Here is a 26,125-nt window from a genome sequence, read left to right as displayed (position 1 = left end):
AAGTGCTTTTGGTTAAAGTGAGATTAATTTTACCAAAAATAGTATTTTAAATATCAAACAATAATAATGTCAGAAAATTTTTTAAGAATAGAGATTCTAATTAATATGTGATTCAGTCAGCAGTTCGAATTTAATTTTGTCTTTTGCTTAAGCGTTTTTTTAATTTATGGTAGTGTTTGTGGTAGGTGCTGTTGCTCGGGTACGTTCGGCTTGGAGTCATGTTGTTAAAAATCAAAGCCGTGATAAGCAAAACCAATGTGCCTATTAAAACGGGCGAAAGCACATACATATATCCTAAGGCTTTTATTTTGTCGGAGCCGATGATGGCGATTAATGCGGTTGCTCCTCCCGGTGGATGCAGGGTTTTGGTGATTTGCATCATAATTATGGCAGATGAAACGGCTAGAGGAGCGGCAATCCAAATGATGTCGGGTGCAAATTTATGAACGGTAACACCTATTAAGGCCGAAATTAAGTGTCCTCCAACGAGATTTCGAGGCTGTGAAAATGGACTTTGAATAATGCCATAAACCAATACACTCGATGCTCCAAAAGAACCAATTAAGTACACGGCATCATTTCCCTTAAAATGTATGGATTGAATATATGCCAAGATTCCGATGCCGACAAATGAGCCTAAAAATGACCAAAATTGCTCTTTATAATCAACTAAAGTTTCTTTGTAAAGGATGTATTTCGTTTTGCGATAGGTTCGCTTTATTTTTTGAACAGGCATAGGAAAAATATTATTTTGCTAAACTAGGTGAGTACGTATAAACTGTAAAAGGATAAATCATTTTTGCAGTGTATTTTGAAATCAGGCAAACTACCAAAATGGGGAAGAATAGGGTGTAATCATTCGTTAATCCACAAACCAGAAAAATGGAAGTAAAAGGAGCGTGAATACTAGCACTCAATACTGCTGCCATTCCTATAATTATGAAATTTACAGGAATGACATTGACCGAAAAATAAGTATTTAATACCAAGGCAACCAATAATCCCAGAAAAGCGCCAATAAAAAGACTTGGTGCAAAAACACCTCCATCGCCTCCAGAAACTAGGGTTGCTGAAGTTACGATTGGTTTCAAAATTAAAATTCCAATAAATGTCAAAATTACTGACAATGTTAATTGGGTTTCGTTTGGATTTACAATTAGTTCTTTGATAGCGTGATATCCTTCACCATAAAGTTGTGGGAATAAAAGCAATGAAATGCTTAAAATACTCGAACCTATAACGATTTTAAAATAGTGTGTTTTTATTTTCGAAAACTGATCTTTGAAAAACAATACACATCGAGTTAAATAGACAGAAGCGAATCCCGCTAAAACACCTAAAAGGATAAAATATGGAATTGCTTTGAGATGCCAAGTTGTAATAACTACCGAGAACAATGGCTTTTCTTGTAAAACAAAAATAAGTCCAAATGCAGTAAAGACGGCGATCAAATTAGTAACTAAGAATGCTCGGGTCACTTTTCTGGAGATGACTTCTAATGTAAAAAGAATCCCCGCAATTGGGCTACTGAATAAAGCTGTAATTCCTGCAGCAACTCCAGCACAGATTAATTCTGTTTTATACTCTTTGAAAATGTTTTGTTTTCGCTGTGCTACAGAACCAATCGTGGCAGAAGCAACAACAGTCGAAACTTCAATGCCTGTGGAACCTCCAAAAATCACGGTCAATAATCCGTTGATAAAATGGGACGAAATTTTGTAGTTGGGTAAATTTTGTGATTTGGAATTGGTGCTTTCAAAGATTTCCTTGATGCCTTTGTTTTCTTTTTTCTTGAAAATAAATTCTCTTAGAAAATAAATAACTGACAATCCAAAAATTGGAAATAAAATATAATAAATAGGGTTTACTGCGGCTTGGTGGGAAAAGATTTCTTCGTAATATTCAGTTAGTTTTTTTAAAGCAACTCCTAAAAATGCTGAAAGAAAACCGATCAAGATTGAAACGATAACTAGCTTTTGGAATTTTAGGAATTGAAAATCTCGTGTTTTTTGAATCATTTTCTTTGTTTAAACCGTTCAGGTAGAAAAACGAACTCTTTATAATATATAAAAAAGCAATTCGTTTTTTAAGGAATACAAAGCTAAAGAAACAAAATTGGAATTGTAATAGAACCTTAGTTTAATAACATTGTTTTGTGATTTCTTTAAGAAAATGTAGTGCTTAAATGTTATTTCTCGTAAAATTCGACTGGAGTGTTGTCTGGGTCGGCAGTGAAGAAAAATCTCTTTTGAGTAAATTCATCAATTCGTATTTCCTCAGTTTCATAACCTTGTTCCAGAATATGGTTTCTGGTTTCCTGAATATCATTTACTTCAAATGCCAAATGCCGTAATCCTGCGGCTTCTGGCCTGGAAATTCGTTTTGGAGGATTCGGAAAGGAGAATAACTCTATGATAAAGTTTCCGTTGAGTGCCAAATCCAGTTTGTAGGAATCTCGGTTCTTGCGATAGATTTCTTGGATGATGGTCAATCCTAAAGTATCAATATAAAAATGTTTTGATTTTGAATAATCTGCGCAAATAATGGCAATATGGTGTACTTTGTTTAATGTAATCATGACAAGTATAGTGTTGTTGACAAATTGGTATTTAGAATCACGGTATAAGAATTTGCTTTTTTATATTTGAAAAAGCATCAACTCTAAAAAAAATGAGTTTTTTTATTTAAAAGTCAAAGGTAAATTAATATTCAAATTTTCAGTTTTTTAAATTATAATGTAAATCCAATTCTAAAACCGCCCCAACTATGTGTTCTTCCTGTCTCAAATTCTTTTGAAAGCCAGGATCGATAATATTCCAGATAAAATGTTTTGGAACGCAAAACGATTCCGAAATTTTTTTGAAAAGTAACTCTTTCGATATTCGAATCAGTAATTACATAAAGGCTATTTGGGTTAAATAGGCCTCCCTGTAAACTGGCATCATATCCGATAGCGGTAATTAGACCTTGCCAATAGCCATATATTTGGAAATTGTTTTTGTTTTCTATTGAAATAAAAGGAGAGTTTGTTTTTCCAAAAGTTGTTGTCACTCCGCCAGACATATTTGTGTTCATTGTTCCCAATCGAAGTTTTGCATTGGCATGTAACGCAAATAAATTGTTTAGCCGATATAATTGTTTTTCATATGAAATTTCGTAATTAAGGATCGCGTCATTCTCGATTTGATATTGCCATCCTAACGGGATTTCTGCGCCAATATATTTGTGAATCATAGTTTGAATTTCTTTACCAGAAGTAAAAGGACCGATAATTCCGAAACTTAGAGTAGAAGAAAATATAGATTTATGAATGGTATCAGTCGAAATTAAAAATGATTTAAGCATCGCCGCCGCCGCAAAAGGTCGGTCATCATAAAGAATTTCATCGGATTTTAGACTTGTTGGTGTAAAGCCTATTTGTTCAAATAGGAGGCCGTATTTTTGTTTGCTGTTTTTTAATTTTACAAATATTTTATTTATTGGATTTTTAAACAGTCTTGGACTTACCAATTCAAAATTATGTCCTTGAGTATAGTAATAATCGGTATTTGCGAAAAAGTCGTTGTCGTAATTATAACGAAAATAATGATTGTTATTCATGTCCCTGAAAGATGCTGTATTGTCAATTCTTTGAGAAAATGACAATAAAGAAAAAAAGAGCAAGTAAATCGTATAATATTTTTTGTTTTCTTTTATCCAAAAAAGCATAGCATTTTTCGGAATTTTTATCCATTTGAAAACAACAATATTAATTAAATGAATCATTGCAAGTAGATCATCGTTGGTAAATTTGCACTCGGGTCTTGTTCCAATGCTTTGCTATGTAACTTCTCAATTAGTTTTTTTGTTTTTTCTATTGTATTTATTCTAAAGAAACAGCACTTCATTTTCATCATCTACATTTTGCCAAATATGCTCTAGATACATTTCTTCGGAAGCATGAAAGGCTCTGTCATTTTCTAAAACTCCTTTTATGGTTTCAAAAGGAACATTTCGAAGTGTGGCTAAAAGATGTGGCATTTTTTTAGTTTTTTAGAATTATTGAAGACTTTTATAGGTGAGTTCGATTATTTATTTTTTGAGTAAAGGTACTTCTTGAAATCGTTATTTTTCACAAAGTTCTTTCAACTTATCGAGTGCTTTTGGGTAGGTCTGGTTCATATAATCTAAAAAATCTTCAGAAGTATCTAAGTCAACAGTAACGGTTATAGTTCCATTGTTTTCTTCGAAGGTATAGTTTTCAAATCCGTTTGCCCATTTTTCCACTTCTGGTCCTTCTGTAATTTCCTGGTCAGCTTTAAAAAGGCCATAATGTTGAATCGAAACAAATCGGTTGGGAATGTTTTCAGCTATCTTGGAAACCATACCTCCCTTTTCTCCTTTCTCATCTACTCCAATAAATAGAATTTTATTTCCCTTGTCCCAACCTCCTTCATAGGTCGATGTCGGGTTAAACAAAGAAGTCCATTGCTCATAAGTTGATTTACTGTTGATGCCAAGCATAAAATCATAAATCGTGGTCACAGATGCACTGATGCTTACTTTGAATTGTAACTTTTTCATGATATAAATATTTGTTTAAATTAATTTTTCTAGTTGTTATTTTTCGTCATACTTAGCAGTCGTTTAACATAGCCTATAACTCATTTACTAGGTCTGATAAAATTACTTCAATCTACCCGAATTTGGTTAGCTTGGTCTGAAAAATTTATAGTTGTACCTTTTTTAAATATAGAAAGTAATAGTTACAAACTTACAAATCGTGAATTTTGTTTATTTCAACCACTTTTGTTCTCCGCTCAGTAAAATAGCAAATTTGAAGAAAAAAAGACCCTGATACGGGCTTCTGAATGTCTTACGCAAGCTTCGGACTCCCAATTACAGTCTTCTGACGAGTAATTGTCTGTTTCGGAGGGGTTTTTCCAGTCTTCGGATGGCTTGTCTTGTAATTTATTTTTGGATATCCCTAAAAGTTTTTGTTTGGTATTAATCGAACTCCTTTTTGAATAAAAAACGGGAACTATTTTTTTGTTATTTTTTCGTGAATCTTCAAAGTTTCCTGCAATGCCGCAGTACCATACCAAGGAGTCAATTCGACTTCAAAAATATTGGCTTTTACGGCAGGATCAGTGACAACAAGTGCTTTTGCTTCTTCGACTGTGTTTACATTAAAGATATAAATTCCTCTATAGTTTCTGTCATTTTTCATGAAAGGTCCGGCCAAAACTAGTTTACCTTCTTTAGCGAGTTTGGTGATGTTAGCCATGTGTCCTTTGAACAGTTCGTTTTTTTCTTCGTCTGTTGCGGTGGTGTTGCTTCCTGTTTTCAAAATGCAAAACACGTACTGCTTCATACCACGTTCGTCTGCATTTAGGGATTTGGCGAGTTTTTCGTCATAAGAGGAATTTGTTTCTTGAGAGAAAAGTAGATTAAAATTAACTAAAAGCAATAATGTAAGAATAGCTTTTTTCATGGTGGTAAGTTTTAGATACTAAAATTACGAATTCTATTGAACACTTTTTAATTAACCGCAAAGAGCACAATGAACATAATATCTATTGCTTATAAAAAATTATAACTAAATAAAATGCCAAATGAACTGTAACTAGATTTAAGTTTTCTATCTGACTTAAAAAGTTCACGATCGGAATTGAATCTTAATTCTACATTATATTTGTGATAATTATAGCCAAGTCCAATGTAAGCGTATGCATTACCTTCAATTTCTTTCTTAATTTCAATTGTTCCAGTGCCCTCTTCCCATGAATATTTTTGGCGCTCTCTTTTCGAATAAGAATTAAATGGACTTCCATAGATCATTCCCCCATTGATAAAAATTGCAGATTGATTATTTAGAAAGAAATAGTGCCGTACTCCAAATAGTATGTCAATAGTTTTATAATCAATGCTAATTGGGGCATTATTGGAAGCCATAGTTTCTGATTTATAGTGTTGAAAACTAGTGCTAAATAATAAAGACCATTTTTTTTGATTAATAGGTAATATATATTCTATTTCGAAACCAATAATTGCTACAGGTTTTTTTGGAAAAGTTGCTGAATAAATTCCTCCCGTTTCAAACTCTGAAGTGCTAATAATTTCAATATCAGAATAGTTGACTCCAAGTTGAAGTTTAAAGTTTGTTTTAGCTTGGTTTTGTTTGGGAGCAAAATTTGAAATTTGATTGTTTTTGGTGGTGTTGTATTTTATAATTAGATCAATGATTTTTTGCTTTTCATAAGGCAAGTCTTTAAAATCATCTGCTGTGAATTTGTCAGATTTAAGCGTCGTAAAAAGCTGTTGTTTAAAGGCATTGTTTTCTGTAACAACATTATTTTGAGCATAGTATTCTTTGTATATAAGCTGTTCTGCTTTTTCATGATTACCAGTGCTTATAAAATACCGTTGATAACCATTACCAATATATTGGTATAAATTAACTTCTCCTTCAACCAATACTTTTAATAATAAGGTTTCGTCTTTCCAAATAGGATTTTTTTCACTACTTAAAGTAGCTATTTCACTGTTTGATTTGTCTATTTTAGTGTTAAAACGCTTGTATTTATAACTATTCCCGATACTAAATTCTTTAATATCTGCAATATTTGCTATTTTGGTTTTCTTATCATCTTCATTTAATCGAAATTCTATTTCTGTAGGATTGTTTTGCCAAGCCACATTACGGATAAGGCATTCTGCTTTAATTCCATTATTATTGATAATGTATCCTGCATCGTAATTGATTTGTCCAAATGAAGGAATTGTAAATAAGATAAAAAATAAGTATTGAAGTTTTTTCATGTTAAAAATTATGTTAATGTGACAAACATAAGTTTTTAGTTTGAAACATACAACTCATCCCTAATTTTCCGCAATTCGGTCAGAACAATTTCAATTCCTTTTTTTTCTGAATGACATTTGTCTCATCAAAATCATCAAAACCGTCATCATGAAAACCATTATTTTATTATTCGCCTCTTTATTTAGTTTAACACTCTTTTCTCAAACCACTATTTCAGGTAAAATTGTTAATGAAAAAGGAGTTCCAATCGCAGGTGCCAATGTTTACATTGAAGGCAGTTATGATGGTGCTTCCACTTCTGAAAATGGTGATTTTGCATTTGCCACCACCGCTACCGGAAATCAAAATTTGGTTGCAAGTTCCTTGGTTTATGAAACTTCGAATATAGTCATTGATGTAGCGCATTTTAAAAATCAAACTATTAAACTTAGGGATAATGTCAATACACTGGATGCTGTTATAATCACTGCGGGTTCTTTGGATTCAGGGAGTAAAGCTAGAGTATCGGTATTAAAACCTTTGGACATCGTAACTACAGCGGGTTCGGCAGGAAATATTGTGGCTGCTTTGCAAACATTACCAGGAACACAAACAGTAGGCGAGGACGGAAGGTTGTTTGTTCGCGGAGGCGAAGCTAATGAAACCCAAACATATGTAGACGGGATGCGAGTGCCTCAGCCGTATGGTTCGTCTCCTAATAATTTGCCAACCCGCAGCCGATTTTCTCCATTCCTTTTCAGCGGTATTTCCTTTTCTACTGGTGGATATTCTGCGGAATATGGCGATGCTTTGTCGAGTGTTTTGCTTTTGAATACAATAGACGAACCGGATCAAAGCAAAACGGAAATCTCAGTAATGACCGTAGGTGTAGGTCTGGGAAATACTCAAAAATGGAAAAAGAGTTCTTTTAGCATCAATACTTCTTACATTAATTTAACGCCTTATCAGGCACTTGTTCCCCAAGATGTAGAGTGGAAAAGCGCTCCGCAGGCTTTGTCTGGTGAAATGGTGTATCGATACAATTTTGAAAGAGGAATTTTTAAGATGTACGCCGCTTTTGATGCTTCTCAATTTATAATTAAACAGGAGAATATCAACTCGATTGACAAAATCACAGTCAATTCTAAAAACGATAATTTATACTTTAATTCTTCATACAATGGTTTTTTTGGAGCCAATTGGAATATTACCGCAGGTTTGAGTTATGGCTATAATCAACTGAAATCAGATATTGATTTGGATAATCTGGGAAATGCGGAAAATGCCGTAAATATGAAGTTGAAATTGAAAAAAAACTTCTCCAATCGGTTTAAATTGTCTTTTGGTGCCGATTATTTTATAACCAAGTATGATGAAAACTTCACTCGCAATGCAGGAAATACGTTTGATTATGGTTATCAAAATACCATTGGAGCTTTATACACAGAAGCTGATATTTTCTTTTCTAAAAAGCTTGCCGCCAAAGTTGGAGTTCGCGCTTCCGCAAATGATTTGACAAATGATAATTTTATATCTCCTAGAATTTCATTTGCCTATAAAATGGCAAAATTCAGTCAATTGTCTTTTGCGTATGGTGATTTCTCTCAAACGCCGAGTGTAGAATATATCAAGTTTTCTAAAAACAATCAATTTGAAAGTGAAAAGGCCTCTCATTTTATTTTGAATTATCAATACAGCAAAGAAGGGCGCACACTTAGAGCCGAAGCCTATTACAAAGATTATAGCAATTTGGTTCGATTTGACAGCCCAACAGTTGCTTATAATTCAATTTTTACCAATGATGGAAAGGGATATGCAAAAGGATTGGATTTGTTTTGGAGAGATGGAAAAACCATCAAGAATCTCGAATATTGGATTTCGTATTCTTATATTGATACGGAGCGTTTGTATAAAAATTATCCAACCCAGGTCACTCCCAATTTTGTTCCTGACAACAGTTTGTCGATAGTAACTAAATATTGGATAACGGACTGGAAATCTCAAATAGGGTTTACTAATTCATTCAGCACAGGAAGGCCGTATAACAATCCGAATGAAACCAAGTTCATGAACGGCAAGACAAAATCATACAACGATTTGAGTTTCAACTGGGCGTATTTGCTAACTACCCAAAAGATTTTGTATTTCTCGGTTTCCAATGTTTTAGGCGCAAATAATGTATACGGATACAATTATGCAGTTAAACCCGATGCAAATGGTGAATACCGAAGAAGTGCCATCAAACCGGCAGCGGATCGATTTTTCTTTATTGGTTTCTTTTGGACCATCAGCAAGAACAAAAACGACAATCAGTTGAAGAATTTGTAAAAAAGTTTCTAAGGCTCTGAGTGTCTTAGAATCTCAGAAACTTAGAAACTTCAAAAAGAACACTTCATCCATCAAAATCAACAGTTCGGTATCATTAAATTTTAAAAGCGTTACAACCAATATAAATTTGTTCAAGAATTAAATCAATAACAATAAGAGTTTCAATCACAATTTAATCACAACTAAAAATCAAAAACCATGTTAAAAATTATCACTGCAATCGCATTTTTTATCTGTAGTCTAATGTCTGCCCAAAATGCTAACCTTACTGTTTCTGTTTCGGGTTTAAAAAACAATATCGGAATGGTAAAAGTAGGTTTGTACAATTCAGAAGGAACGTTTCTTAAATCAACTTACAAAAGCATTACTTCCGAAATTAAAAACAATAGTGCCACCGTTACTTTTGTTGGTATCCCAAAAGGAGAATATGGTATTTCTACTTATCAAGATGAAAACAGTAATGGGAAATTGGATAAAAATATGATGGGAATTCCTTCTGAAGATTTTGCTTGTTCCAACAATGCCAAAGGATTTATGGGGCCTCCTGCCTATGAAGATGCCAAGTTTAACATAAACAAAGATTCAAAAATAGATATCAAATTCAATAACTAATCATTAAAACTATAATCAAAATGAAAAAAATCATCACTACAATCGCATTATTTGTTGCTGTAATAAGTTCTGCTCAAGGACAATTTGAACAAGGGATGGGAAAGGCATTTCAACTTTGGAAAGAGGGAAAGAACACAGAAGCTTCGGATATGTTTGAGCGCATTTCAGCAGCAGACAAAAGTAGTTGGCTGCCCAATTATTATGTGGCATTGGTTAATACTACGGCTTCATTTGGAATTCAAGATAAAACCCAGGTGAATGCTTTGCTAAATAAAGCGCAAAATGCCTTGGATGCCGAAATGATAAAAGATCAAAACAACGCCGAGCTATATGTGATGCAGGCCATGATTTACACTGCTTGGATTGTTGTCGATCCTATGACAAACGGCATGAAATATTCAGGTAAAACCATAGAAATGTACACTAAAGCCGAAGCATTGTCTCCACAAAACCCAAGAGCAGTTTTTGGGAAAGCTGATTTTCAAATTCAGGGAGCCAAATGGACAGGTGTAGACACGAAACCTTTATGTCAGGAAGTTGATAAAGCTATTGGACTTTTTGCTACTTTTAAACCGCAAACCCCTTTCTCTCCAAAATGGGGATTGGATAGAGCACTGGAAGCTCAAAAAAACTGTAAATAGTTCAATTAATTTAAGCTGATTATAATGAAAGATTATAGAAGTACATTTTCTGATTTAAAAAGTGGAACAATCGTTTGTTTCAAGATTTCTATGGTTTTCACTATTATTTTTTCAGCTTTGTTAGGAGATGATTTTAGTATAAAAAATGTCTTAATAACGTTCTCTTTGAGTTGTTTGTATTCTTTTGGATTAGGTTTTGGGAATGGTTATTTAAATAATTTATTGGACAGAAAATGGGATTGGCTCGAGCAAACTAATTTGAGAGTTTACTATGGGATTTTGGTTACTGTTTTATATACGGTTCCAGTTGTTTTGGGTATAGATTATATCATTTTTGTGGTTTTGCAAAAAATGGCCTTAGATCAGTTTTTTAATGAAAGAATGATTTGGGTGCATCTTTTTTACATCATTTTGTCATTGGGAGTCTCCGTTTTTATGCAAGCCAGAAGCTTTATGGTAAAATGGAAACAAGCTTCAAAAACCGAAGTAATACAACAACGAATCATTGCCGGAACTGCCAATGCCAAGTTCGAAACCTTAAAAAATCAAATTGATCCACATTTTTTGTTCAATAGTTTGAATGTGTTGAGTTCATTGATTGAAGAAAATCCTGAAAATGCACAACGATTTACCACTTCTTTGTCTAAAATATACCGTTATGTATTGGAACAAAAAGACAAAGAATTGGTTTCGGTTGAAGAAGAATTATCTTTTGCTAAAACGTATATGAATCTGTTGAAAATGCGTTTTGAGAATAGTTTGTTTTATGAATTGCCAGAAACAGTAGTAAACCCGGATGCCAAAGTGGTCCCGCTTTCGTTGCAATTGTTGTTGGAAAATACGGTAAAGCACAATGTGGTTAGCGAGCAAAGACCACTGCACATTCGAATCTTTATTGAAGGTGATTATTTGGCAATTCAAAATGATCTACAAAAGAAGGAGGTTATTCAAAGTCGTCAGGGTGTAGGATTACAAAATATTGTGGATCGCTACGGAATTATTACCAACAGAAAGGTATTGATCGAACAAGATGAAAAGAGATTTACGGTTAAGATCCCGATTTTAACCAAACAAATTAGTGTTATGGAAACAACTTCAAAATATAATGAAAATAGTGCTTATTACAGAGCAAAAAAGAGAGTAGAACAGCTTAAGGGATTCTATGGAAACTTGATTTCTTATTGTTGTGTGATTCCAATTTTAATATTTATTAATCTCACCTATATGCCACAATTTCATTGGTTTTGGTTTTCTGTAGCGGGTTGGGGATTTGGGCTAACGATGCATGCTTTTAAGGTATTTGGCTACGGAACCGATTGGGAAGAAAGAAAAATAAAAGAAATATTGGATAAAGATAACAGTAAACAGAGTTGGAAATAGGATGTAATTTAAATATAAAATTTAAAAGTCATGGAAAATCAAAATACAGATGAAGAACGCTATTATAAAGCGAGAAAAAGAGTGGAAGAGATAAAAGGTTTTTATGGAAACTTGATTTCATATATTGTGGTAAATTGTTTTTTAATAGCCATAAATATCATTACTTCGCCACAGTATTTATGGTTTTTTTGGCCGCTGGGATGGTGGGGGCTAGGAGTGCTTTTTCACGGATTAAAAGTTTTTAATTATTCACCGTTTTTCAATAAAGATTGGGAGGAAAGAAAAATTAAAGAGTTCATGGAAAAAGAAGAGCAAACAAAAAAATCGTGGGAATAATAATTTAAGAGCTGTTAAGAGTTTAAGATTCTAAGTTTAAAGGAAAGTAACTCGATTTCGAGTTTATTAATTTGGTTTTTTAAATCTTAGCGTCTTTGCAACTTAGAATCTAATAACACACATAAAATGGGAAGATATAGAAAACAGTTATTTGAAAATTTTCAGGATGAAAATTTCAATCCAGACTCTAGATATGAAATGGCTTATAAACGTGTAAAGAGAATCAAGGGGTTTTATGTGCATGCATTGGTTTATGTCTTCGTAAATGCATTTATAATTATATTCACATTCAACAAAAGTGAAATAGGCATCGAAGTTTTCTTTAAATGGGAGACTTTTTTCACAGCCATATTTTGGGGAATAGGATTGCTAGCACATTGGATATCGGTTTTTGGTAGAGACCTGTTTTTTGGTGCTGACTGGGAAGAAAGAAAAATCAATGAGTTTATGGATGATGACAAAAAACAAAAGTGGGAGTGAACAGCAGTATTCAGTTGGCAGGAAAAATGTAAAACGATAATCTGCAATTTGTATGCTACCAATCTAAATTCTGCAATCTGTAATCTAAAATTTAAATATGACCACAATAATAATAGAAGACGAAAAGCCAGCGGCAAGATTATTACAACGCAAACTCGAAAAAATAAATATTCCAGTAGGAGTTATGCTTCATTCTGTGGAAGAAGCTTTGAATTGGTTTTCGAAAAATGAGCATCCCGATTTAATTTTTTTAGACATACAATTGTCGGATGGTTTGTCCTTTGAAATCTTCGAAAAAATAGACATCAAAAGTGCTGTTATTTTTACCACAGCTTACGATGAATATGCACTAAAAGCATTCAAATTAAATAGTATCGATTACCTTTTGAAACCCATTGATGAAGATGATCTGGAAGTGGCCGTTTTGAAATTTAAAGATCATTTTCAATTTCCAAAAACAACAGGGCATGAATCAATGCAATTGGATTTTGAACAGATTCGAAAAATGCTTTCAAACCCTTTTGAGAAACCATTCAAAAAAAGATTTACAGTAAAAATTGGGCAACATCTTAAAGTGATTTCGACTGATGAAATTGAATGTTTTTTTAGTGAAAATAAAGGTACTTATATTCACACTTTTGATAATAGAAATTATTTAATAGATAGTACTTTGGAAGTTTTGGAGCAGGAAATTGATACTGTAGCTTTTTATCGAATCAGCAGGAAATTCATTATTTCAATCAAAGCAATAAAGGAAATTGTAGTGTACAGCAACTCCAGATTGAAGATTAATTTGCCTAGTTACAAGGAAGATGAGGTAATTGTGAGCAGAGAAAAAGTGACTGATTTTAAAAATTGGATAGGTTAAAATTTACTTGTTATTATTATTGAGGTTTGTTGTTTTAAAATACTGAATAACTGGGTTTTAAGTTGTAGGTATGGATTTTGGCTATGGTGGTTTTAAGCCTTGATAAATGCTTTTCTGATGCCTATTAGTATAAAAACAAGAGAAGTGTAGATGATAAAAAAAGGCACAATATATTCTATCCAGTTTAAAGGCAACATAATGGCAATTATCAACAATTGAAAACCCAATCCGTAAATAGACAATAATGTCATAAACCAATTTGGAAACGAATTTACTTTATAGGCATCTTTGTCTAAAGTATGAATGATTTTGTCAAAAGCACCATAGACTATAGTGTAAATTTGGAACAAAATATCTACCCATTTTTGACTCTCTCCTGGTAATGCTCTGGGAGATTTGTCTTCAAAAATTTGACTTGTTCGATCTCCACCAGCCGATTTGTTTCTCAAAATTACATAGTAATAATTGTATAAAGTGCCTTGTAATTGTATGCCAATAAAAGCCAAAAAAGTAAATACAAGACTCGTTTTGGAGACGTAACAAATAGTCATCAAAAATAAAAAATTAAGGATTATATCGAACACACTATCAAGGTATCTTCCTGTGTATGATGGTGTATTTTTAATTCGTGATAATTCACCATCAGCGGCATCAATTATCGATTTTAAAATAATGAAAAAGGAAGCCAAAAAGTAGTGGTTTTGTAAAATACAAAAGATAGCAATCAGACCAGAAATACCAAAAAGGAGGGTTACGTGGATGGGAGTAAAACGAGTGTTTTTTAATTGATTGGCAAATATTTTGGCAAGTGGTCTACCGTAATCGGATAAATCAATAAATTGATTTTGAGCAGCAAGTTTAGACATTTTAATAGATGAAAGAACAAGATGTGACAATATAGTCGGACTACAAAAGTAAGTCTAATTTAAGCATTTGAATCGTAAACAGTAGTTAAAAATAACAAAAACGCTTTTAGAAACAGTTTCTTCAAAGAAGTCATTCTGTTTCTAAAAGCATTTTTCAGCTTTAAAATAGTGTTATTTGCTCAATCGATGCAAAGAGTATGTCATTGCCGTCAATAGAAAGAACGCTACAATTTGATGGGTTAAACCAAGCCAAAGCGGTACACTGTACAGTAATGTAAAAACACCCAAAGTAAACTGAAGAAAAACGATTACTACCAATGCGTTTAATCCATTTTGTTGTTGTAATGTCAATTGGTATTTTTTACTTTTAAAATAAAGGAATAAAATGAATCCAACCACAAAGTACGCTAACATGCGGTGAACCAATTGAACGCCACTTTTTCCTTCGGTAAGATTCAAGAGTAGTGTTTTTTGTTCGATGAATACACTGTCGTGAATGAATTGTCCATCACTCATCATTGGCCAATGGTTGTGAATTAAACCTGCATTTAGTCCCGCAACAAAACCTCCGTATATAATTTGTAACAGCAAGAAGATTAAAGCTAATCGGGCTATTTTTTGCAAAGGAATAATTGCTGCTTTTTTATCAGGATAGATTAAATCTAGTGCTACCCAAAGGGTATAGGCAAAAGTGATAAAGGCAAATGTAAGGTGCAAGGATAGTCTAAAATGACTTACGTCAGGATTGTCAATCAATCCACTTTTTACCATAAACCAACCAAAAAAACCTTGCAAAGCACCCATTCCAAGTAGAACAAAGCATTTGTTTAATGTGGCCTTGTCAATTTTCTTTTTTACTAAGAAATAAAAGAAGGGGATGATAAAAACTAGTCCTATTATTCTTCCTATGAAACGGTGAAACCATTCCCAGAAATAGATAAATTTATAATCGGAGAGTGTGAAATCATTATGAATATTGATTTTTTGGTATTCTGGAAACTGTTTGTATTGGTCGAATGCTTCTTGCCATTTGGCTTCGGTGAGTGGAGGCAGAGTGTCAGTAACCAAATGCCAATCAGTCATGGATAAACCGGAATTGGTTAATCGGGTAATACCTCCCACTACAACCATTATGAACACTAAAAAGCAACCTGATAGGAGCCAGATAATTACGGATTTGTTGTTTTTCATTATGATTTAAATCAATTTTTTGTAAATTTATTTTATAAATAATTAGCAGAAGCTGAACATTAGTTAAACTTTCTTTAAACCTAATTTTTCTGCTCTTTTCATCATAAATCCATAAGCAGCATCATAATCATTTGAAATTTCTCCTTCTAGTATGGCTTCTTTAATCGCTTCTTTTAGCATTCCAATTTCACGGGAAGGTTTTAAATTGAAAATTTGCATAATCTCTTCTCCAGAAATAGGTGGTTGAAAATTGCGAACATGATCGCGTTCTTCGACTTCTACAATTTTATTGCGGACAATTTCAAAATTACTGTGGTATTTCTTGAATTTATTGGGGTTTTTGGTTGTGATATCGGCTTCGCAGAGGGTCATTAAATTTTCTACATCTTCGCCTGCATCAAAAACCAAACGACGTACTGCTGAGTCGGTAACAATATCTTGTGCTAAAACGATAGGTCGGGAGCTCATAATAACCATTTTTTGCACAAATTTCATTTTGTGGTTCAATGGCATGTGTAAGCGTTCGAATATTTTTTTAGCCATTTTTCCGCCAAGGAATTCATGTCCGTGAAATGTCCAGCCTTGTTTTTTGTTGAAGCGTTTGGTTGGTGCTTTTCCAATATCATGTAACAAAGCCGACCAACGTAGCCAAACATCATCGGTGTTGGGGCAAATGTTATCTACCACTTCCAGAGTATGGTAAAAATTATTTTTGTGTGTATGACCTTCTATCTCTTCTACTTGATTTAAGGCTGTTAATTCAGGAAGGATAATATCCAAAAGACCAGTTTTGAACAATAATAAAAATCCAATGGAAGGTTTGTCGGTAGAAAGGATTTTATTTAATTCTTCTACGATTCGCTCTCCAGAAATGATTTTGATTCGTTCGGCATTTTTGGCGATGGAATCTAATGAGTCTTTGTCTATCTCAAAACCCAATTGGGTTGCAAATCGAATTCCTCTAAGCATGCGCAAAGGATCATCCGAAAAGGTAATGTCTGGATCAAGAGGCGTTTTTATGATTTTGTTTTCTAAGTCTGAAATACCACTGAATGGATCGGAAAGTGCGCCAAAATTATTGGAGTTCAACGACAAAGCTAATGCGTTGATCGTAAAATCTCTGCGGTTTTGATCGTCTTCAAGGGTTCCGTCTTCTACAACAGGATTTCGGCTGTCAAGATTGTAGGATTCTTTTCGAGCGCCAACAAATTCAATTTCGGTATCTTCAAAACGCAACATAGCGGTTCCGTAGGTTTTAAAAACTTGAACTTTTGGTTTTTTGGGTAATAACTGAGAAACTTTTAATGCCAATTCAATACCACTACCAACGGCAACAATATCAATGTCTTTTTTAAAATCTCTTTTTAAAAGTAAGTCACGAACAAAACCACCAATCACATAACTTTCTATGTTCAGTTCATGGGAAGCTTGAGAGATTACTTCAAATATTTTATTGTTTAAGGCTTCTTTGTATGAAGTTTTAATGCTCATTTTAATTGGTTTAAAGTTTGTAGTTTAAAGTAGCTAAACTGAAAACTGAAAACTGCCCCGATAGCTATCGGGAATTGCAAACTATTTACGAATCACTTTCACCTGAGAATCATTAGTCAATTTAATGATTGTTGATGGTTTTCCAGCGATTTTATCGTGCTGCAAATTTACAACATAGTCTACGCCTTTTATAATTTCAGGACTAATTTCTTTAAAACTTTTTGGGGTAGGTTGCCCGGAGATATTTGCCGAAGTAGAGACCAATGGTTTTTTCATGCGTTCCATCAATTTAAAACAAAAAGGCTCTTTGACTAGTCGAATACCCATGGTGTTATCAGGTGCGATTAAATTAGGAGCCACATTTCTAGGTTTGTCTAAAACTAATGTAGTTGGATTTTCGGAAAAATCCATGATTTGCCATGCCACTTCTGGAATTTCTTTGAACACATTGTAGATCATTTTCTCACCATTCATCAGGCAAATCATGCTTTGTGTTTCGGCTCTTTGTTTGAGTTTGTATATTTTGGCCACCGCTTCCGGATTGGTCGCATCACAGCCTATTCCCCAAACGGTATCAGTAGGGTAGAGTATGATTCCACCTTCTTTTATGACTTCGAATGCTTTGAGTACTTCTTGATTAATGTCCATTTTATTTTAATTTAATTGTCTTTTTCCTCTTATTTTGTCGGTTAAATTTCTAAAAAAATAGAAAATAGGATTGACTTTTTTTAATGAATTATTGCATTTTTTGAATAAGTCTAAATAGGTTTCTGCAATTTCATTAAAATTTATAGGAAATCCATCGATGACTTCTTTCGAGGCTATTTGAAACTTTATATAATTGCGATAATAGACTTTGGCTAATTGATTGTATTCTTGAAATGATTTTGGCGTGTCATGGCCTAATATGTGATTGTTTTTTAATTGATACTTCTTTGATTTACCCACGCTAAGATTACTATTAATGCCACTTTGTTGGCTATTATGAATTCTGTAGTAAATCAATCTGTCGGTTAAATATTCTAAATTGCCTCTTGCAGCTATCAGAATAGCAATCCATTCATCATGATAAAATTTTTTAATATTTGGAATTGGCAAAATTAGATCTTTTATTTCCTTTTTGATACAAAGTGTTGCACCAGTTACCATATTTGATTTAAATAAGATGTGATCATATAGGTTAATTGGCTTGGATAGCTGTCCTTCTGCGAAAAAAGTGGAGTCCCACAGACTATTTTTAGTAAAATTTTCACTTTTGTCATTAATTAAGTCTCCATTAGTAAAAACAGCTTCTGTAGATGGATGTTTGAAAAAATGTTGAATGACTTTCTCCGCTTTATTTGTTTTCCAAATATCATCCTGATCACTTAAAAAAATATAATCCCCAGAACATATAGTTATAGCTTTTTCGAAATTTTTGGTACTTCCTATATTTATTTGGTTTTTATATACTATTATTTTATTTGGGTTCTCTAATTGAATTTGAGTTATAATTTCAATAGTTTTGTCCTTAGATCCATCATCACAAATAACTATTTCATCAATAGCTATAGTTTGTTTTAAAATACTTTCTAGTTGTTCTTTGATGTATTTTTCGCCATTATAAGTACACATGGCAACAGAAATTTTCATAATATGTTTTTTTTACAATTGATATTGCAAAGAAAGTTGAAACTGCAGGTTAAATTTATTAATTTCAAACTGATATTGAAAATTTCTCATTTGAGCCATGTTGAGTTTTGCTTGAATACCTAAATTTCCGTATTTTTTATAAGCATATGTGTTAATAGCTAAATCTACCCATTTTCTATCATACTCAGGAATGGCATCGTAGTAAAAATCCATGTTATGAGCATATCTTTCTACTTGTATTCCCCATACTTTATCTTTTTCCCATACACTAAAATCTAAAGTTTGTAAATTACTTCCAGGCCCTATTCCTGCTCCAATAACTTCTCCTTGATTGGTATAACCATGTTGTATAGTTCCATGAAGATACCATGCGCCAGCGGGTCTTACAATACGGTCGGCGCTTTGCTCTAAATGGGTAGTTTCAAAATTTACTTTTAAATATTTGTTTTTATTTTTGTTGAGCATAAAAATTTTGTTGAAGCCAAAAAGATAAGCTCTGGAATGTTCAGGTGAATCGAATAATTGCCAAATGGTAGAGGAATGATCATTCCAACCGCTTTCACCATAAAATTCAAATTTTGATTCTTTCATAACCCATCTAAAAAAGAGCGAAGCCAATTGATCTCTGTTTTTTGAATCTTCACTATTTAGGTTTTTTTTCTGAAAAGGATCAAATATTGGCATATAGTCTGAAAAACTACTACCCATCTCCTCACGATAAACTTGTATAGTACGATTTAAGCCTAAAAATAAGCCAGGAACCCATTTAGGGTGGTAGTTTATGGAAAGTCCGTTGATATAGCGCCAATCTTGAGATTTAGGCAATTCATAATCGATGCCGTTAATTATGAATTGTGATTTTGGACTGCTTAAGCCGGATCCTTCTAATTTACCGCATATGATTTGCCCTTCAAAACTACCTATGAAAGTTTCTATTGGCTGTCTAGTATTAAATGTAAAGTGCAAGAATCCTGGAGCTGTATTACTCATGAGGAGTGAATTTCTGGTTCCAGGTCCCCACCACATGTTTTCGGTAGATAAGCCAATGGAAAATTTATTGATGGCAACACTGATATTACTTTGACCCCAGTATAATTTACTATAGGATTTATTTCCAAATGGTGCCGGTAAATCGGTATGGTTTAAATAGAAAACATTGACTTTTCTAGTTCCATTGCTTTCTGTTAAAGGGAAAATTTCAAAATCAGGATTGGTAGCAAATACATATTCGGGTTTTAATTGCACACTTAAAATCCCATACTTTGCAAAAAAACCAGCACTTAAAAGGGTTTGGTAGCCTTTGGCGGGAATCATGGCACCATCATTCCAACCATATGGTCCAAAAGTATTGTATTGTTGGGTTAATGTAATTGGAAGCGCTTTTATGTTTACTTTTTCAGAATTAATTGTATTAGATTCTGTCTGTGTAGAGTCAATTAAATCTAATGCTAAAGGTCTTAAAGTATATGAAATTTGTGGGTTCCCATTCCCAAGAAGTTGTTCATTTCTACCTCTTTGTTCTATCAAATCTATAGACCCTATTGGGATGTTTTGTGCTTTTGATGATAGACCCACTAATACAGTAATTGCTAATAAGAAACGTACTTTCATGAATTTGATTTTTTGCTGAAATGGTATTACAATTAAATGTTATTAATTATAAAAAAGGCAAATATACTTCATTAAAGTGAGGTTTTATTTAAAGTATTTTGAACTAATTAATTGATTTAATTCAAAACGTTGTTGATCCAGCCTTCTAAAGTATATTTTTTTAATATTTCTTCTGGAACTTTTTTGTATTCATTATTAAAAAAAGCTAATGGAATTTCTGTTTTTTTCTCATCTATAATCAAGATGTTATTAGGGTTATAGAAGTCATAATTTTTAATATCATAATTTGTAGTGATTAATTTTTTTTCTAAACCAATACTTTCCAGTACTCTAAAGGTAAGTCCTTTTTGTCCGGTTCTATTAATGTCCAATAAAACTTGTGCCTTATTTAGATTATTATTGACTTCTACTAATGGAATTTGTTCAGTTATGTATTCAAGATTAGGATCTTGGTTTTTGCTTTTTTTATCAAAAATGATAATTTTATAATTAATTTTATTTTCTTTTAAAATAGCAGCTATTTTTGATAAAAACGCAGATCGTTTATCCTTGGAACTAATGTTAAAAACTTGATATTCTTCAGTTTTTTTATGATCTGTTTCTGATGTGTAAATCCAATTGGTGATGAAGTTTAATTTATATTTTTTACAATCTTCTTTTTCAAAAGAATATACTTCATCAAAAGAAGGGATAACCCGTTTTATTTTGGGGCATCGAGTGGTACTGTCATTAAAATAGGCTATCGATTTTTTTGTATATTTTTTAAATTCTGAAATGCTTTTTGGATCAATGAAATCTCCTTTTATAGTCAATATTATGTCTTGAACTTCATTTTTCTCTGCCAATTTTTTAAGTATTTCTTTGCCGTAATAGGTATTTTTAATGTTAGTATTGAAAACCGTTTTTAAAATGAAATTAAAAAGTTTCGTTTGGATATTGGGATAGTTGTATTTGAAAGTATGAAAATTGATGTGATTTACAGCATGGCCCTTTTGTGCTAAAATTGCTGTTATGTGGTCGTTAAAACCCCAATTATCATAGCTTATTATTGTTATTTTCATATAAAATAAATTAATTTAGCACAAAATATACAAATTAATGTAGATTGTAATTTAATATTTTTTTAATTTTTTTAAATCTAATAGATTTGCTTTTTACTTTTGTATTTGTCTTTTAAGGGCTTCTAGAAATTTTGTTCCCCATCGTAAGTCAGGTTCCATATAATTACCTTCAGCCCATTCATTCCAAGATTTAATAAAAATAATTTTATGTTCGTCACTTTTGTTTTTAACAATTTCTACTGCCTCTTTAACATGCTTTTCAAATAATTCAGGATTAGAGTCCGTCAAGATTAGACCTTCTTGTCCACTGCGAGGACTATGATCCCAACCTGGAATAATACTTGGGTAAATATTTTCTTTTTTATCTATCAGAGGACAAATAAATTTTTTTGAAGCAGTCGCATAGGGGTATGCTTTAACATTATTTCTAAAAAATTTATTATATCTTTTATAAAACTTTCTGGAAAAAGATTTTTTTTCTGATAAAAAATCATTCAATCGTACTGTATTTATTGCGTCTATTCCCGTTTTTTGCAGTACATGATCACTAATCGTAAAATCCATATTATGACCTATAAAATAAATCCCTTCTAATCCGTTTTCTATTGCTAGTTTGCGCCAAGTCTCTATGAATATTAGAATTTCAGCATTTGCTAATGGTTTGTATATCATGAAAACTGGCTTGTTTTCAATTGTAATATATCTTTTGTCTTTAAAAGCAGGTAATACTTCATAAAAATGGGCCGTATAATCTTCTATACCTGGATATAATTGTTCAATTAAAACATTTCTGTTCTGAAGTCCATGATTAAAACCTTTCCATGTTTCATTTGCCCAAGCCAAACAAAAAGGAAAATCGGGTTCACCTGAACCAACAACTTCGTTAAATGGTCTTTCTATTAATCTTTTTCCATTACCAAACCAGTAATGCCAATAGCAAAATCCTTCAATACCATATTCACGGGCCATATCTGCTTGTGCTTTGCGAGTTTCGGGTATGCGTAAATCATAATAACCTAAATCTGCTGGAACTCGGGGTTGATAATGTTTTTTAAATAAAGCTTTTGCTTTGCCTACATTTGTCCACTCTGTAAAGCCCTTACCCCACCAAGTATCGTTTTCAGGAATTGGGTGGTATTGAGGTAAGTAAAATGCTATGATTCGAGCTTTTGTGTTCATTATTGTGAATTGTTGATTGGAATTTAATGAATTGGGTTCTTGGTTTAATAGATGTTTGAAAATTAAATTTCTTTTGGTAATAAAAATTAGATGTCAATTTGTCTTTTTCCTTTCTTTTTATCTTTTCTTCTTCTAAAAAAATAGCGAATAGGATGTTTCTTTTTCATTTCAAGGTCGAATTTGGTATAGTATTCAATAACCCTATTCATTAATTCGAGAATGATAGGGGTGTCTGTGTTTTGATCGTTTAAACTTTTATATCTTTCATATCTTGAGAAATATCGATTTGTCAAAAATTTATAATCCTTAAATGATTTTGGTTTTTTTATTTTAAGTACAAGTTCTTGTTCCCTTATAAGCTTTATGTTACCATCGGATAAGTTTTTTATATCTCCAATCCCTAATTGTTGAGCATCATGTAAACGGTAAAAATGTAATTTTTCTGTAGTATAATGTAATGTCTTGTTTTTTGATAAAATTGAGGCAAGCCATTCGTCATGTAAGAAGCTTTTAGAAGTTTGGAATGGAAAACAAAAACCTTTCACTTCTTTTTTGATACACAATGTGGCACCAGTCAAAAAATTACCATTTGAAATAAGGAAATCAAATAGATCTATTGGTTTGTTCATTTTAGATTCATAAAAGGAAAAAGAATCCCATAATGAGATGTCTTCATAAATAAGGTTTCCTTCTTCATTTATCAATACTGCGTTTGAAAAAACGCCTTCAGCTTTTGGATTTTGATTAAAAACAGCTAGTGTTTTTTCAACTTTGTCATTTTTCCAGATGTCATCCTGATCGGATAAAAAAATATAATCACCACTACAAAGAGCAATTGCCTTTTCAAAATTTTTATTACTTTTTAGATTAATTTCATTTTGATAGATTTGAAATACATCTGGATTGTTTTTTTTATAATCTTCTAATATGGTCAAAGTGCTGTCAGAAGAGCAGTCATCACAAACTACTATTTCATCAACTTTCAACGTTTGATCTAGTATAGAATCAAGTTGTTTGCGAAGAAATTTTTCACCATTAAAGGTACAGAGGGCAACTGATATTTTCATTTTGTCTATTAAATATTGATGTCAAAGTTACATAAAGTCACTTTAAACTAAAGGACTTTTGCTTCAAGGAATTTTTATAGGGGTATTTTGATCAATTTCTAAAATGTATTTAATCCAATTGGTGAAACTGTATTTATTTTTAATAATTGAGTCGATTTCTTTATAATCTGATTTTATAAAATCATCAATTCCACTAAAATCAGCATTCTCGTCAATGTGAAAAATATTTTGAGAATTATAAAAATCATAATCCTTAATTATTTGGTTTGTGGTGATTAATTTTTTGTTAAAACCAAGAGCTTCAAATGTTCTGAAAGACAATCCTGTGTGCAACGAATCATGATGTAGATCTATAATGCATTTTGAGTCTGCTGCCATTTGTAAGTTTTCATAATAACTGAAAGGTGTACTATAGTATTTTATGAAAGGATATTTATTAAGTTCTTCTTTTGAATGGCAAATTAAAACAATATTTAATTTATACCCTTTATTATGTAATAACTCACAGATTGGGATTAATTTTTTTATTCTACTGTCGTAAGAACCTAAAAAATACAGATCGTATTTAGGTTCTTTTTTAAGCAAGTGTTCGTAGCAATCAAAATAAAAATTTGTAGTGGGATAAGTTATGTTTTTTTGTGATAAATCGTTTTTATCAAAAATATAAAACTTCGTAAAAAGGGGAATCAACATCATTATTCTTTCATATCTTGATAATCCATCCCATTGATAAGCATAATTTTTAGTAGAACATTTAATTAGTTTGTCAATAAAATCATTTTCAAATAAATCGGCACGAATTGTAAGAGTATAATCGACTGTATTTAGTTTTTTTAAAAGTGCTTCTTTGTTAAAGTTTTGGCGTAATGTTTTTTTATAATCTAGGTCATTGTAAATATTTTTTTTGATAAAATTTACAAATCGCTCTTTAAGATTTTTATATTTAAATTTTTCATTTGTTATTGGAGTGATTGTAATAACATCAAATCCAATTTGTTTTAAGTTGTCTTCTATGCAGGATTTAATTTTAAAATCATCAGTGATTGCTAAAATTATTTTTTTATTTTTTACTATTTTCATGAAAATCATCAAATTTAAATTTCAGCTATCTTTAACTTTGTTTTTTAAGAAACATTTCAAATTCAATTTATGGTAAACTCTTATGATTTGAAGTAAGTTGTTTAGCTTAAATAAGCTTATTTATTTTTACCAGTTTTTGTAGTGAATTAAATATATGGTTTTATCTTTACAGTACTGCAAAAATAACTTTTTTGCTGTTAATTTTTTTAAGTTTTTAATTTAATAAAACAATAAATCAAATTATCGGGTTTAATTATTTGTAGCCCAATGTGTTTGTTTTTTTTTACTTGTTGTAGAATAGTAAAAGTTTATTTTGTCACTTTTTTTTGATGTTTTATCAATTAATAAATTTACTTTTACTTAAATATTTTTTTAATGCGAATACTTTATTTCTATCCTGAAAATCCTCTATTATTGAATCAAGGAAATAATTCAAGAGCTAATGCTCTTTTGCATTATTTCAAGAGTCGTTCTATTGAAGTGGATCTTGTGGGAGTTGAGTCCAAGGATTTTTCTCTTGATTCAATTAACGAATTGACTTCAAATGGCTTAATTAATAAAGGCTATTTATTAAAAGAATTTAAAAGAAAGAGTAACAAAATCATTTATTTTTTTTGTTATTCGCTTCCAAATTTAATTTTCGGAAGAATCAAGCATTTTAATAGGATAAGAATCTATCACCAATCTTATTTTAACTCTATTTTGAAGTCTAATGAATACGACTATATTATAATTTCGTATGCCTACTGGGCTGAATTAGTGATTGATAATCCATATATAAAAGAAGCAAAACTTTGTATTGATACACACGATTTTTTGACATCCCAATTTCAATATTTGCGAAGTTTCAGCCTTGGAAAATACTTTCAAAAAGAAATTGAATTACTAAGAAAATTTGATAAAATATTTGTTATTTCAGTTGAGGAAAATTATTTGTTTTCTCAATTCATGCGGAAGGAAGTTATTACGCTCTCGCATATAATTGAGAATAATTTGACCGAAAAGGGAGTTGAAAAAAAATACGATTTGATTTATGTAGCTAGTAGTAACTCTCATAATGTGTCAGCGGCAAATTGGTTTTTTAAAGAGGTATTTCCATTATTGAGTAAAGAAATCAATATTGTTGTAATTGGCAAGGTTTGTGATTATATTCAAGATGATGAGAATATTGTCAAGATACGTTTTGCAGAGAATCTGAATGACTATTATTTACAATCCAAAGTGGCTATTTGTCCAATGCTTTCTGGAACAGGCTTAAAAATTAAGGTAATTGAAGCTTTATCTTTCGGTTTGCCAATTGTGTGTAATACACGAGGAGTGGATGGCATGAGCAGTAAGTTTAATAATGGATGTCTGGTAACAGATAATCCTCAAGAATTTGCAAGAAGTATAGAATTATTGCTTAGTGATAAAAAATATTATTTTGAAATATCTAATTTTGGAAGAGAGTATTTCATTATTAATAATGATAAAGAAACTTGTTATAAAAAAATTGATGCTATTTTTAATTAAATAGAAAAA

The 26,125-nt window shown here is 31.8% G+C and carries 26 protein-coding genes; 8 read left to right on the top strand and 18 right to left on the bottom strand.

Translation table 11 applies throughout. The features are described 5' to 3' along the window. Positions 1-130: 130 nt before the first annotated feature. The 8 genes from KZH69_RS09980 to KZH69_RS09945 form a co-directional block, all read right to left on the bottom strand. Positions 131-736: an HPP family protein gene (locus tag KZH69_RS09980; RefSeq protein WP_219317296.1), complete on the bottom strand. Its 606-nt coding sequence runs from the start codon at positions 734-736 to the stop codon at positions 131-133. A 10-nt stretch (positions 737-746) separates the two neighbouring features. Further along, positions 747-2,018, bottom strand: a complete 1,272-nt coding sequence (locus KZH69_RS09975; protein ID WP_219317295.1) for a chloride channel protein — start codon at positions 2,016-2,018, stop codon at positions 747-749. A 170-nt stretch (positions 2,019-2,188) separates the two neighbouring features. Beyond that, positions 2,189-2,578 (bottom strand): SMU1112c/YaeR family gloxylase I-like metalloprotein, encoded by a 390-nt coding sequence (gloA2, locus tag KZH69_RS09970; RefSeq protein ID WP_219317294.1) that lies wholly within the window; start codon positions 2,576-2,578, stop codon positions 2,189-2,191. A 152-nt stretch (positions 2,579-2,730) separates the two neighbouring features. Beyond that, complete coding sequence (locus tag KZH69_RS09965) at positions 2,731-3,765, bottom strand: lipid A deacylase LpxR family protein (protein ID WP_255557803.1); 1,035 nt, start codon at positions 3,763-3,765, stop codon at positions 2,731-2,733. A 102-nt stretch (positions 3,766-3,867) separates the two neighbouring features. After that, positions 3,868-4,020 carry a hypothetical protein gene (locus KZH69_RS09960; RefSeq protein WP_219317293.1) on the bottom strand — a complete coding sequence of 51 codons (153 nt, stop codon included), beginning with the start codon at positions 4,018-4,020 and terminating at the stop codon, positions 3,868-3,870. An 84-nt stretch (positions 4,021-4,104) separates the two neighbouring features. After that, positions 4,105-4,563 (bottom strand): SRPBCC domain-containing protein, encoded by a 459-nt coding sequence (locus KZH69_RS09955; RefSeq protein ID WP_219317292.1) that lies wholly within the window; start codon positions 4,561-4,563, stop codon positions 4,105-4,107. 457 nt (positions 4,564-5,020) lie between these two features. Next, positions 5,021-5,473, bottom strand: a complete 453-nt coding sequence (locus KZH69_RS09950) for a YciI family protein (protein ID WP_219317291.1) — start codon at positions 5,471-5,473, stop codon at positions 5,021-5,023. Between the two features lie 89 nt (positions 5,474-5,562). Further along, positions 5,563-6,801, bottom strand: coding sequence for a hypothetical protein (locus KZH69_RS09945; protein ID WP_219317290.1), 1,239 nt, complete (start codon positions 6,799-6,801; stop codon positions 5,563-5,565). 148 nt (positions 6,802-6,949) lie between these two features. Between KZH69_RS09945 and KZH69_RS09940 the strand changes: the two genes are divergently transcribed. The 7 genes from KZH69_RS09940 (at position 6,950) to KZH69_RS09910 (ending at position 13,426) form a co-directional block, all read left to right on the top strand. After that, positions 6,950-9,109 (top strand): TonB-dependent receptor, encoded by a 2,160-nt coding sequence (locus KZH69_RS09940; protein WP_219317289.1) that lies wholly within the window; start codon positions 6,950-6,952, stop codon positions 9,107-9,109. Positions 9,110-9,307: 198 nt separating this feature from the next. Then, positions 9,308-9,721, top strand: a complete 414-nt coding sequence (locus KZH69_RS09935) for a DUF2141 domain-containing protein (RefSeq protein WP_219317288.1) — start codon at positions 9,308-9,310, stop codon at positions 9,719-9,721. 20 nt (positions 9,722-9,741) lie between these two features. Continuing rightward, positions 9,742-10,362, top strand: coding sequence for a hypothetical protein (locus KZH69_RS09930; RefSeq protein ID WP_219317287.1), 621 nt, complete (start codon positions 9,742-9,744; stop codon positions 10,360-10,362). 24 nt (positions 10,363-10,386) lie between these two features. After that, positions 10,387-11,742 (top strand): 2TM domain-containing protein, encoded by a 1,356-nt coding sequence (locus KZH69_RS09925; RefSeq protein ID WP_219317286.1) that lies wholly within the window; start codon positions 10,387-10,389, stop codon positions 11,740-11,742. Between the two features lie 30 nt (positions 11,743-11,772). Next, complete coding sequence (locus KZH69_RS09920; protein ID WP_219317285.1) at positions 11,773-12,078, top strand: 2TM domain-containing protein; 306 nt, start codon at positions 11,773-11,775, stop codon at positions 12,076-12,078. A 126-nt stretch (positions 12,079-12,204) separates the two neighbouring features. Next, entirely contained in the window at positions 12,205-12,558 is a 354-nt protein-coding gene (locus KZH69_RS09915; protein WP_219317284.1) for a 2TM domain-containing protein, read from the top strand. 97 nt (positions 12,559-12,655) lie between these two features. Continuing rightward, positions 12,656-13,426: a LytR/AlgR family response regulator transcription factor gene (locus tag KZH69_RS09910; RefSeq protein ID WP_219317283.1), complete on the top strand. Its 771-nt coding sequence runs from the start codon at positions 12,656-12,658 to the stop codon at positions 13,424-13,426. 92 nt (positions 13,427-13,518) lie between these two features. Here the strand turns inward: KZH69_RS09910 and KZH69_RS09905 are convergent, their stop codons facing one another. From KZH69_RS09905 to KZH69_RS09860, 10 genes are all read right to left on the bottom strand, one after another. Further along, positions 13,519-14,292, bottom strand: a complete 774-nt coding sequence (locus tag KZH69_RS09905) for a CDP-alcohol phosphatidyltransferase family protein (RefSeq protein WP_219317282.1) — start codon at positions 14,290-14,292, stop codon at positions 13,519-13,521. A 171-nt stretch (positions 14,293-14,463) separates the two neighbouring features. Further along, entirely contained in the window at positions 14,464-15,486 is a 1,023-nt protein-coding gene (locus tag KZH69_RS09900; RefSeq protein ID WP_219317378.1) for a COX15/CtaA family protein, read from the bottom strand. Positions 15,487-15,546: 60 nt separating this feature from the next. Then, entirely contained in the window at positions 15,547-16,974 is a 1,428-nt protein-coding gene (locus tag KZH69_RS09895) for a CCA tRNA nucleotidyltransferase (RefSeq protein ID WP_219317281.1), read from the bottom strand. Positions 16,975-17,055: 81 nt separating this feature from the next. After that, on the bottom strand, positions 17,056-17,622 hold the full coding sequence (locus tag KZH69_RS09890) for an L-threonylcarbamoyladenylate synthase (RefSeq protein ID WP_219317280.1): 567 nt from the start codon (positions 17,620-17,622) through the stop codon (positions 17,056-17,058). Between the two features lie 6 nt (positions 17,623-17,628). Next, positions 17,629-18,606 carry a glycosyltransferase family 2 protein gene (locus tag KZH69_RS09885; protein ID WP_219317279.1) on the bottom strand — a complete coding sequence of 326 codons (978 nt, stop codon included), beginning with the start codon at positions 18,604-18,606 and terminating at the stop codon, positions 17,629-17,631. Positions 18,607-18,618: 12 nt separating this feature from the next. Continuing rightward, positions 18,619-20,217, bottom strand: a complete 1,599-nt coding sequence (locus KZH69_RS09880) for a capsule assembly Wzi family protein (protein ID WP_219317278.1) — start codon at positions 20,215-20,217, stop codon at positions 18,619-18,621. Positions 20,218-20,333: 116 nt separating this feature from the next. Continuing rightward, positions 20,334-21,278 (bottom strand): WaaS/CpsH family glycosyltransferase, encoded by a 945-nt coding sequence (locus tag KZH69_RS09875; RefSeq protein ID WP_219317277.1) that lies wholly within the window; start codon positions 21,276-21,278, stop codon positions 20,334-20,336. Between the two features lie 93 nt (positions 21,279-21,371). After that, positions 21,372-22,457: a glycosyltransferase WbsX family protein gene (locus tag KZH69_RS09870; RefSeq protein WP_219317276.1), complete on the bottom strand. Its 1,086-nt coding sequence runs from the start codon at positions 22,455-22,457 to the stop codon at positions 21,372-21,374. Between the two features lie 86 nt (positions 22,458-22,543). Next, positions 22,544-23,524 carry a glycosyltransferase family 2 protein gene (locus tag KZH69_RS09865; protein WP_219317275.1) on the bottom strand — a complete coding sequence of 327 codons (981 nt, stop codon included), beginning with the start codon at positions 23,522-23,524 and terminating at the stop codon, positions 22,544-22,546. Between the two features lie 63 nt (positions 23,525-23,587). Beyond that, positions 23,588-24,604 carry a WaaS/CpsH family glycosyltransferase gene (locus tag KZH69_RS09860; protein WP_219317274.1) on the bottom strand — a complete coding sequence of 339 codons (1,017 nt, stop codon included), beginning with the start codon at positions 24,602-24,604 and terminating at the stop codon, positions 23,588-23,590. Positions 24,605-24,979: 375 nt separating this feature from the next. Here KZH69_RS09860 and KZH69_RS09855 point away from each other — a divergent pair, with 375 nt between their 5' ends. Then, a complete protein-coding gene (locus KZH69_RS09855) occupies positions 24,980-26,116 on the top strand; it encodes a glycosyltransferase (protein WP_219317273.1) in 1,137 nt (378 codons plus the stop codon). Positions 26,117-26,125: the final 9 nt, after the last annotated feature.

This window comes from Flavobacterium taihuense (genome assembly GCF_019351435.1).
In the GTDB taxonomy this organism is placed as follows: domain Bacteria; phylum Bacteroidota; class Bacteroidia; order Flavobacteriales; family Flavobacteriaceae; genus Flavobacterium; species Flavobacterium taihuense.
Note: the sequence above shows the minus strand (reverse complement) of the source record. Positions and strands in the feature narration are given on the sequence as shown.